The sequence below is a fragment of the Promineifilum sp. (SeqCode) genome (assembly GCF_041918635.1).
GTDB lineage: Bacteria > Chloroflexota > Anaerolineae > Promineifilales > Promineifilaceae > Promineifilum.
Window position 1 is genome coordinate 1 of sequence record NZ_JAYRVJ010000442.1, and the last position, 11647, is coordinate 11647.

Sequence of the window (11647 nt, forward strand, 5' to 3'; positions counted from 1 at the left end):
GCCGATAACAAAGCGACGGTGAGCTGCCCGCAGACGCCCAACCCGCTACCGGTAGGCCAGTTCATCACCTGCACGGCGACTTACATCGTCACCCAGGCCGACCTCACCGCCGGCTCGGTAACCAACGTCGCCACGGCGACGGCCAAACACGGCGCGAACACCGTCACCTCCAATCAGGACACGGTGACCGTTACCGGGGTACAGGAGCCGACGCTGACACTGGACAAGACGACGACGACGGCCAGCTACGACGAAGCCGGCGACATGATTAGCTACAGCTACAAGGTGACGAATAGCGGCAACGTACCGTTGACGCCGCCCTATGCCGTTAGCGACAACAAGGCCACGGCGACGTGTCCGCAGATTCCGAATCCGCTGGACCCGGGCGCGTTCATCATCTGCACGGCCAGCCACGTGGTCACCCAGGCCGACCTCGACGCCGGCCAGGTGGTCAACGTCGCCACGGCCACGGCCAAGTACGGCACGACCACGGTGACCTCCAACCAGGACACGGAGACTGTGCCCGCGGTGCAGAACCCGGCCCTGTCGCTGGACAAGGACACGACGACGGCCAACTACGACAGTGTGGGCGACACCATCGCCTACACCTACAAGGTGACCAACAGCGGCAACGTGACGCTGACGCCGCCCTATGCCGTGTCTGACAACAAGACGACGGCGACGTGCAATCAGACGCCGGCCCCGCTGTTGCCCGGCCAGTTCTTCACCTGCACGGCAACCTACACGGTCACACAGGCCGACCTCAATGCCGGCTCGGTGGTCAACAAGGCCACGGCGACGGCCAAGCACGGCCAGAACACGGTGACCTCCAACGAGGACACCGTGACCGTCCCGGCTTTGCAAGGCCCGGCCCTGACGCTGGACAAGGATACCGCGACCGTCAACTACGACGGTGTCGGTGACGTGATCAGCTACAGCTACAAGGTGACGAACAGCGGCAACGTCTCGCTGACGCCGCCCTACGCCGTCAGCGACAATAAGGCGACGGTGACCTGCCAGCAACTGCCCAACCCGCTGTTGCCCGGCCAGTTCTTCACCTGCACGGCCAGCTACACCATCACCCAGGCCGACATTAACGCCGGCTCGGTGACGAACGTTGCCACGGCGACGGCCAAGCACGGCGCGAACACCATCACCTCCAACGAGGACAGGGTGACCGTGCCGGCGATCCAGACCCCGGCTGTGTCGCTGGACAAGACGACGACGACGACCGACTTCGACTCCGTCGGCGACACGATCAGCTATAGCTACAAGGTGACGAATAGCGGCAACGTGCCGCTGACGCCGCCCTACGCGGTGGCCGATAACAAAGCGGCGGTGAGCTGCCCGCAGACGCCGAACCCGCTGAACCCCGGCGCGTACATCACCTGCACCGCGACCTACACCGTGACCCAGGCCGACCTCAACGCCGGCTCGGTGGTCAACGTCGCCACGGCCACGGCCAAGTACGGCACGACCACGGTGACCTCCAACGAGGACACCGTGACCGTTCCGGCGGTGCAGAACCCGGCTCTGTCGCTGGACAAAGACACCCCGACCATCAACTATGACGGCGTCGGCGACGTCATCCAGTACACCTACAAGGTGACGAACAGCGGCAACGTGACGCTGACGCCGCCCTATGCCGTGTCCGACAATAAGGCGACGGTAACGTGCGATCAAACGCCGAACCCGTTGAACCCGGGCGGCTTCTTCACCTGCACGGCCAGCTACACCGTCACCCAGGCCGACATCGAGGCCGGCTCGGTGATCAACGTCGCCACGGCCACGGCCAAGCACGGCGCGAACACCGTCACCTCCAACGAGGACACGGTAACGGTTCCGGCCCTGCAAGGCCCGGCCCTGACGCTGGATAAGGACACCGCGACGGCCAACTATGACGCGGTCGGCGACACGATCAGCTATACCTACAAGGTGACCAACAGCGGCAACGTAGCCCTGACGCCGCCCTATGCCGTCAGCGACAACAAGGCGACGGTAACGTGCAATCAGACGCCGAACCCGCTGAACCCGGGCGCCTTCTTCACTTGCACGGCGACCCACACTGTCACCCAGGCCGACCTCAACGCCGGCTCGGTAGTCAACGTCGCCACGGCCACGGCCAAGCGCGGCGCGACCACGGTGACCTCCAACGAGGACACCGTGACCGTTCCCGCGGTACAGAACCCGGCCCTGACCCTGGACAAGACGACGACCACGGCCAACTACGACCAGGTCGGCGACACGATCAGCTACAGCTACAAGGTGACGAACAGCGGCAACGTCGCGCTGACGCCGCCCTATGCCGTTAGCGACGACAAGACGACGGTAACGTGCAATCAGACGCCGAACCCGCTGAACCCCGGCGCGTTCTTCACCTGCACTGCGACCTACACGGTCACACAGGCCGACATCACGGCCGGTCAGGTGGTCAACCACGCCACGGCCACGGCCAAGCACGGCGCGAACACGGTGACCTCCAACCAGGACACCGTGACCGTGCCTGCGATCCAGAACCCGACCTTGACGCTGGATAAGACGACAACCACGGCGAGCTATGACAGCGTTGGCGATCCGATCGTCTACAGCTATAAGGTCACGAACAGCGGCAACGTGCCCCTGACGCCGCCCTACGCCGTTACGGATGACCACATCGTCGCCCCGAACGTAGTGAACTGCCCGCAGACGCCGAACCCGCTGATGCCCGGCCAGTTCATCACCTGCTCGGCGACCTACGCCGTCACCCAGGCCGACATCACCGCCGGTGAGGTGGTCAACGTCGCCCAGGCTTCGGCCATGCACGGCTCCAACCCGGTGCTGTCCAACACCGACACCGTTACGGTGACGATGGATCGGCTGCCGGGCCTGAACGTGGCGAAGACCTCGACGACGACGCTCATCACCGCCGCCGGCCAGCAGGTCGATTACACGTTCGCGGTGACCAACAACGGCAACGTGCCCCTGACCAACGTCACGGTCAGCGACCCGAAGTGCGACCTGCCGCCGACCGGCCCGACGGGCGACACGGATAACGACGGCAAGCTCGACCTGAATGAGACGTGGGTCTACGTCTGCATCCACACCGTGGCGCAGGCCGAGATGGACGCGGGTGGGATGCTCCACAACATGGTGACGGCCGACTCGACCGAAACCGACCCGGCCACCGACGACCTGGACATTCCCATCCAACAGAGACCCGGGCTGAACGTCGAGAAGTCCTCGACAACGACGCTGATCACCGCCGCCGGGCAGCAGGTGGTCTACACCTTCGACGTGACCAACACCGGTAACGTCAGCCTGACCGGCGTCAGCGTGTCCGACCCGAAGTGTGACGCGGCTCCGACCGGGCCGACGGGCGACACGAACAACGACGGCAAGCTGGGGCTGCTGGAGACGTGGACGTTCACCTGCACCCACACGGTAACGCAGGCCGAGATGGACGCGGCGACGGGGCCGAACCCGAAGCTGCACAACGTTGTGACGGCTGACTCGAATGAGACGCCGCCCGACACCGACGATCTCGACATCCCGATCAGCTACAACCCGGGGCTGAACGTCGAGAAAAGCTCGACCACGGCGCTCATCACCGCCGCCGGCCAGCCAGTTCTCTACCAGTTCACGGTGACGAACACCGGTAACGTGACCCTGACCAACGTCACGGTCAGCGACCCGAAGTGTGACGCGGCTCCGGCGCGCATCGCTGGCGACGCCAACAACGACGGCAAGCTGCAAGTGACCGAGACGTGGGTCTACACCTGCACTCACACGGTTACGCAGGCCGAGATGAACGCCGGCGGCACGCTCCACAACGTGGTGACGGCCGACTCGGCCGAGACGACGCCGGATACCGACGACCTGGATATCCCCATCCAGCAGTCGCCGGCGCTGACGCTGGACAAAGACACGACCACGGTCAACTACGACAGTGTGGGCGACACCATCGCCTACACCTACAAGGCGACCAACAGCGGCAACGTCTCCCTGACGCCGCCCTACGCGGTCACGGACAACAAGATCGGCGCGCCGAACACGGTGACGTGCCAGCAGACGCCGAACCCGCTCAACCCGGGCGACTTCTTCACCTGCACGGCCACCTACACGGTGACCCAGGCCGACCTCGACGCCGGCAAGGTGACCAACGTCGCCACGGCCACGGCCAAGCACGGCCAGGCCACGGTGACCAGCAATGACGACAGTGTGACCGTCCCGGCGGTGCAGACGCCGCTGCTGGAAGTGACCAAGACGCCCGACAAGACGGTTGTGGCCTCCGGCGACCTGGTGACCTTCACCGTCCTGGTGGAGAACAAGGGCACTATCACCCTGAGCCTCAACAGCCTGGTCGATAGCGTCTACGGCGACATCACGACGACCGGCCACCACGGCATCACGGCCACGACCTGTGACCTGACGCCGCCGGTGAGCCTGCCGGCGTTGACGGGCAGCTACACCTGTACCTTCACGGCTGCCGTGACGGGCAACCCGAACACGACCCACACGAACACGGTTACCGCCTGCGACACGACGAAGAACCCCGACGTGTGTGACGACGGCAACACCGAGGTCGAAATCATCCCTGACCCGGCCATTGAGGTGATCAAGGACGCCAACCCGACGCAGCTCTACGCGCCTGGCGGCCCGGTGATCTTCACCGTCACCATCAACAACGTCGGCGGCGGGGCGTTGACCCTGAGCAGCCTGACCGACAACGTGTTCGGCAACATCACGACGACCGGTCACAATGGCATCACGGCCACGACCTGCGCCGTGCCGCAAACGATTTCGCAGGGCGGAACCTACGTCTGCACCTTCACGGCCACCGTGAACGGCGCGGCCGGCGCCGTCCACACCGACATCGTCACCGGCGCCGGCACGGGCTTCAACGGCGATCCGCTGAGCGACAACGATGACGCGGTCGTTAACATCATTGCCCCACCCATCGTCAACAGTTGCCCGGCGGAAGCCATCGACAACGAGTGGACTGACATCCTGGGCATCGGCATGGGCAACGGCAAGACGCATAAGCTGCAGGCCAAGATCGTCATCCCCAACGCGGCCAACCTGGTCGGCCTCTACGGCCAGTTGGCGGCCAAGGATGAGGGCCATGTCAAGTACGTGCGCTTCACCTACCCCAACAACTCCTTCGTCGAGCTAGGCGCGCCGACCAGCCCGTCGCCCAAGATGTGGTCGGTGTTCTGGTACGGCACGGAACTGGACCCGGCGGCCAACATCCGCGGGCGCTGGTTCTTGCAGACCAGCGGCGCCAAGCGCCACATCCCGCGGGCGATGGTGCTCTACCCGACCTACACCAACCCGAATCAGGAGTACGTGAACGTCTTCGAGATCGTCAACACGGCTGATTCGCAGGTGTATTGGGACGTAGCCTCGGGCTGGACGCCGGCCAAGCGGATCGTCATCGACATCCCGGCCCCGCTGGTGGCGACGACCTTCAACGTCGAACTGGCGCTGGTGGACAACGACAAGGACGCGCGACCGGTCTACGTGACGGTCAGCGCCGGCGGCATCTCGCAGACGCAGAAGCCGACCGGCCCCAACAAGGGCAACCTGCTGAATATCATGTCCTTCACCCTGGCGAACGTGCCGGCCAGGACGGGCGAGATCGTCATCGACATCGTCTCGCCTGCGGCCTACACCGACGGCCTGGGCAAGCTGGGCGGCGATTCGGCGGCCATCACCGGTGTGACGGCCAACTACCTGTGCGAGGAGGTGGCCGCGCCCTAAATGCTTTAGCTGACCTGGCAGGCTTCTAGCGGAGTCCGTCAACCTGTCGGGTCTGGGGTAGGGTCTGGTCGACTGGGCCTACCCCCGTTTCCTTAGCAAAGCCGGGCCGGCCCCCGCGGCCCGGCTTTGCGTTGGTTCGTAGTCAGGCGATTCATCGCCTGACTACACACGAGGCCGCTTACAGGCGTTTGTGACATTCATCACTTGTGACGAAGCGGCGGCCTGGTTTATACTGGCTATATCCCCCTGCGCCTTTTTGGGGCGCGCCGACCAGGAGAGAAGCCATGGCCGATCTCGATACGACCTGCCCCTATGATTCACAAAGCCCACGCTGCGCTGCGCCGCCCCGCTGGCTGCCCGGCCTGCTGCTGCGTGTGGGGCCTTACCGGGAACGCTTCGTTCACTTCTACCAACGGCTGCGCGCTCTGCCGCGCCGCCAGCGCCGCCGGCTCCGCCGGCGACTAGCGTTGACGGTGGCCGCGGCCGCGCTGCTACTGGCCCTTAGCCGGACGCCCGTGTCGGCGCTGACGATCACTGTCGATAACGGCGCAGTGGGCATCGCCGCCGACGGCCAGTGCTCACTGGTCGAGGCCATCATCAACGCCAACGGCGGCTGGGCCCATACCGATTGTGAGAAGGGTAATCTGTCCGGCGCGGATACCATCGTGCTGCCCGCGGGCGGCCTCTTCAACGTGCCGGCCTCATTCGAGTATTACCAATGGGATCGCACCGGCCTGCCCGTCGTGACCACGGAAATCACCATCGAGGGACATGGCGCGACCATCCGCCGCGCGGCCGGGGCCGACAACTTTCGCCTGATGGCCATTAGCGAGATGGGCAAGCTGACGCTGAAGGAGGTGACGCTGGAGGGTGGCCGTTCGAGCGGCAACGCCGGTGGGGGCATTCGCAGTCGGGGCGCGCTGACGATCGTCGATAGCGTCATGCGCGACAATACCGGTACGGCCGTATTCGCCGGCGGCGACAGCCTGACCATCAGCGGCAGTGCCTTCGAGGGCAACGACGGCTACGACGGCGGGGCCGTCCGCAGCGCCGCCGCCCACTTTTCGGTGAGCGATAGCCTGTTCGTCGCCAACACGTCCAGCGACATAGGGGCCGGTCTGCTAATAGATGGCGGCCACGGCGAGGTCGCCGGCACGACGTTTCGCGACAACACCGTGAACTGGAAGGGCGGCGGCATCGCCATTCGTACCGGGGCCGAGGTAACCATCAGCCGCTGTCTGATCAGCGGCAACACGGCCGAGAATGGGTTTGGCGGTGGGCTCTACGTCTACGAGAGCACGGCGACGGTCGTTCACTCCACGATCGCCGATAGCCGGGGCGGGGGTATTAGCGCCGACGAGAGCGTCGTTGTGGTGCTGCGGTCGACGGTGAGCGGCAACGAGGGTGGCGGCGTGAACAGCAAGGACGGCCAATTGACGCTGGACAATAGCACCGTTTCGGGCAACAGCACGCCCTATAGTGGCGGTGGCGTGCGGGGCTATGGCAGCGAGGTCATCCTGAAGAACGCGACCGTGACCCACAATACCGCCGCGGACAAAGGCGGCGGTCTGTGGCTCGGCAGCACGTTCTACAACCCCTTCAAGCTGACGGCCGAACGGGCGCTGGTGACGGGCAACACTGCGCCCAGCGGATCGCAAATCTATAGCGCCAGCGCCCAGAACGTGACTGTCAACCGGACCAATCTCTTTGGTTCGAACGGGCAGTCGGGCATCGTCGGCTTCACGCCGGGGGCCACCGATCTCTTGCCGCCGGCCGGTGTGCTGACGGCGCATATCCTCAGCCCCGTGCTGGGCGACAACGGCGGCCCAACCCAGACCCACGCCCTGCCCGCCGGCAGCCTCGCCATCGATGCCGCCCCCAGCGCCGCCTGCGCCGGCCAGACCGACCAGCGCGACGTGGCCCGCAATCTGGATGGCGACGGGCTTGCCTCGGCCGATGAGTGCGATATCGGCGCGATCGAATTCTCCCCCTTGCCGACGCATTGGAAGCTTTTCCTGCCCGTCACGCGCTCGTGAACTGCATGTAGGGCGATTTGCCAGATCGCCCTACAGACCGACAGCGGTATGGTGTAGGGCGATTTGCCAAATCGCCCTACATCGTATGGTATACTACCCCCAGAGGTGGATCATGAACGCTCCGGCAATCGAGCAGCGCGAAAAGGTCAAGCGGCGGATGGTCTCCTATGAGGAGTATCTTGCCTTGCCCGACGACGGACGCATTATTGAGTGGAGCAACGGGGAGATCGTCGAACACATGCCGCCATCAATCGCTCACCAGGACGTTATCGGCTTTCTCGAAGCTCTGCTTCGTTTTTATGTTAACCTTTTAGGCCTTGGCCGGGTGTTGGACGCGCCCGTTGAGGTCAAGCTTTGGCCGGGCGGGCCGTCGCGCGAGCCGGACATCGTCTTCGTCGGCCGCGACCGTCTCTCACGCCTTGGCCCACAGCGTTTTGACGGAGGGCCGGACCTGGTGGTCGAAGCCATCTCCCCCGCCAGCGCCACGCTCGACCGCGTGACCAAGTTTCGCGAGTACGAACAGGCCGGCGTGGGCGAATACTGGATCATCGACCCGCGTCCTCACCAGCAGCAAGCCGATTTCTACGTCCGCGACGCCGAGGGGCATTTCGCTCCTGCGCCCATCAGCGACAACGGAGTATATACGTCGGCCGTCGTGCCTGGCTTCCGGCTGCGCGTCGCCTGGCTGTGGCGGACGCCGCTGCCAAACCACCAGTACGTCCTGGCCTGGATGCTGGCCGACGCGCCGGGCATATCGGACGAGTTGCGGGCGCTGTACCGGGAGATGGTGCGGCTCCTGAACGAGTAGGACGGACAACTATGGAGAGCGTACCTTTGGTCAGGGACAAACACGCCCACCGAGAGCGCCTATCCTATGAGGAGTATCTTGCCCTGCCTGACGACGGGCGCATTGTCGAGTGGGTTGATGGGAAGATCATCGAACATATGCCAACAACACCGAGCCACCAGAGGATCGTAGCCTTCCTGCTCTCTCTGTTACGCGCCTACGTCTTTCGGCTGCAACTGGGCGAGGTCTTGCTCGCCCCGATGGAAGTCAAGCTGTGGCCGGGCGGCCCCTCACGGGAGCCGGATGTGCTGTTCATCGGGCGAGCGCGATTGTCGGGCCTGACCGAACGACGATTTGAAGGCGCACCCGATCTGGTCGTCGAGGTCATCTCGCCCGGCAGCGTGACGCTTGACCGGATCGACAAGTTCCGCGAATACGAACAGGCCGGTGTGGGCGAATACTGGATCATCGATCCGCGTCCCCACCAGGAGCAAGCCGATTTCTACGTCCGCGACGCCGAGGGGCGCTTCGTCCCCGCGCCGCTTAGCGACGATGGCGTGTACGCCTCGACCGTCGTGCCCGGCTTCCGGCTGCGCGTTGCCTGGCTGTGGCCGGCCGAGCCGGAGGCCAAGCTGCCCGATATCGACCTGGCTTTGGCCTGGATGCTGGCCGATGCGCCGGGTGTATCGGATGAACTACGGGCGCTCTACCGCGAGATGTTGCGCCTGTTGAGCGAGTGATGTAGAGTTTGCGCCGGGTGGGGAGGCTTCACCGTGATAGGCCAGTGATTAAGGAGAGGATCATGACCCAGCCATTCACCATCACCGCCGTCCACCACGTAACTCTGACCGTTTCCGATGTGGCGCGCAGCGCCGACTTTTACACCCGGCATCTTGGGTTCCAGGTGCTGCTCGATCTAGGGGGGACGCGCCGAATCCTGGGCAACGGCCACGTTGTCCTGGCCGTGACGCTGCCCTCTGACCAGGCCGCGCCCATCCCGGCCGGCGACCGCTTTAGCGAGAACCGTGTCGGCCTCGACCACGTCAGCTTCGGCCTCAGCAGCCGGGCCGAACTGGAAGCGGCGGCGGCCTATTTCGACGAGCAGGGCATTATCCGCGGCGAGATCAGAGACCTGGGGCCTGGGCTGGGCATTTACGTGATGGCTTTCCGCGATCCCGATAATATCCAACTAGAGATGACGGCGCCGCACTAAATGCAGACCTGTCAGGTGTGAGGGCGAGGGGAAGGCAACCGCGCCTTGTTTTCTGTGCGCGCCCGACGTATAATTGCCAGTCGGTTTCAGACTGATCGAACACAAAGAAAAGCCCGGCCACCCGCCGGGCTTTTTTTGGCAAAGACTATGATACAACGACAAGACATTCGCAACATCGCCATCATCGCCCACGTCGACCACGGCAAGACGACGCTGGTCGACGGCATGCTGCGCCAGACCAACGCCTTCCGCCAAAACCAGCCCATGGGCGAGCGCGTTCTCGACTCCAACGACCTGGAGCGCGAGCGCGGCATCACCATCCTGGCCAAGAATACGGGCATCGACTACAAGGGCGTGACGATCAACATCGTGGACACACCCGGCCACGCCGACTTCGGCGGCGAGGTGGAGCGCATCATGAACATGGTCGATGGCGCGCTGCTGCTGGTGGACGCCGTCGAGGGGCCAATGGCCCAGACGCGCTTCGTGCTGCGCCAGGCGCTGGCCAAGGGGCTGAAGGTTATCCTGGTCGTCAACAAGATCGACCGCCCGGCCGCCCGGCCCGACCACGCCGTTAACGCCGCCTTCGACCTGTTCATCGATCTGGGCGCGACCGAGGAGCAGGCCCACTTCCCCGTGCTCTACGCCAAGGCCACTGAGGGGCGCGCCGGTTTCAGTTCCACCGAACTCGGCACCGACCTGCGCCCGCTGTTCGATACCATCCTGGAACACATCCCGCCGCCCACCGTTGACCCCGATGGCCCCACGCAGATGCTCGTTACCGCCCTGGAGTACAGTAGCTACGTGGGCAAGATCGCCATCGGCCGGCTGACGGCCGGTGTGTTGCGCGCCGGCCAGCCCGTAGCCCACATCACTGCCGAGGGGGAGCTGTCGCCGGCGCGCATGACCAAGCTCTATACCTTCCGCGACCTGCAACGGCAAGAGCAGACGGAGGTGCGCGCCGGAACCATCGTGGCCGTGGCCGGCATTCCCGAGGTGGGCATTGGCGACACGCTGGCCGATCCCGATAACCCCCACCAGTTGCCGCCCATCAAGGTCGAAGACCCCACCGTGCGCATGGTCTTCCGCATCAACGACAGCCCCTTCGCCGGCCGCGAGGGCAAGTACGTCACCAGCCGCCAGTTGCGCGACCGGCTGATGCGCGAGCTGGAGAGCAACGTCGCTCTGCGCGTGCAGGAGATGGAGCGGGCCGGCGAGTTCCTGGTGTCGGGGCGGGGCGAGTTGCACCTGGCGATCCTCATCGAGACGATGCGCCGCGAGGGGTACGAGTTCGCCGTCGGCCGGCCGGAGGTTATTTTCCACGAGGGGCCGGCCGGGCGCGAGGAGCCGTTCGAGCAGGTGTACGTCGAGGCGCTGAACGACTACTGGGGCGCGGTAGCCGAGATGCTGGGCAAGCGACGCGGCCGGATGCTCGACATCCGCTATGACGAGGACGGCACGGTCTACGCCGAGTACAGCGTGCCCACCCGCGGCATCCTGGGCTTCCGCCAGCCCTTCCTGACGGCCACGCGCGGCACAGGCGTCTTCCACACCCTGTTCGACGCCTATTTGCCCTATGCCGGCGACATCGAGCACACCGAACTCGGCTCACTGGTGTCGCTGGAGAGCGGGCCGGTCAGCGGTTATGCGCTGGAGCACCTGACGGCGCGCGGAACGTTCTTCGTGCGGCCATCCGTCGATGAAGTCTACGGCGGCCAGGTGGTGGGCGAACACATCCGCGACGAGGATTTGGTCATCAACGTCTGCCGGACGAAGAACCTGACCGGCCACCGGGCCACACCCAAGGCGATCATCGAGGCCCTGCCGCCGCCGCGCCTCATGTCGCTGGACGAGGCCATTGAGTATTTGCAC

General features: G+C 64.9%; 6 protein-coding genes. All 6 read left to right on the forward strand.

Annotated features, from left to right (window positions below):
* Nucleotides 1-18 precede the first annotated feature (18 nt).
* On the forward strand, nucleotides 19-5739 hold the full coding sequence (locus ACE3UY_RS13600) for a hypothetical protein (protein ID WP_374688050.1): 5721 nt from the start codon (nucleotides 19-21) through the stop codon (nucleotides 5737-5739).
* Between the two features lie 284 nt (nucleotides 5740-6023).
* Entirely contained in the window at nucleotides 6024-7775 is a 1752-nt protein-coding gene (locus ACE3UY_RS13605; RefSeq protein WP_374688051.1) for a right-handed parallel beta-helix repeat-containing protein, read from the forward strand.
* A 112-nt stretch (nucleotides 7776-7887) separates the two neighbouring features.
* Nucleotides 7888-8583 (forward strand): Uma2 family endonuclease, encoded by a 696-nt coding sequence (locus tag ACE3UY_RS13610; RefSeq protein WP_374688052.1) that lies wholly within the window; start codon nucleotides 7888-7890, stop codon nucleotides 8581-8583.
* An 11-nt stretch (nucleotides 8584-8594) separates the two neighbouring features.
* Complete coding sequence (locus ACE3UY_RS13615; RefSeq protein WP_374688053.1) at nucleotides 8595-9302, forward strand: Uma2 family endonuclease; 708 nt, start codon at nucleotides 8595-8597, stop codon at nucleotides 9300-9302.
* Between the two features lie 62 nt (nucleotides 9303-9364).
* On the forward strand, nucleotides 9365-9775 hold the full coding sequence (locus tag ACE3UY_RS13620) for a VOC family protein (protein WP_374688054.1): 411 nt from the start codon (nucleotides 9365-9367) through the stop codon (nucleotides 9773-9775).
* A gap of 147 nt (nucleotides 9776-9922) precedes the next feature.
* Nucleotides 9923-11647: translational GTPase TypA (gene typA / locus ACE3UY_RS13625; protein ID WP_374688055.1), on the forward strand; the 1725-nt coding region annotated here is incomplete at its 3' end.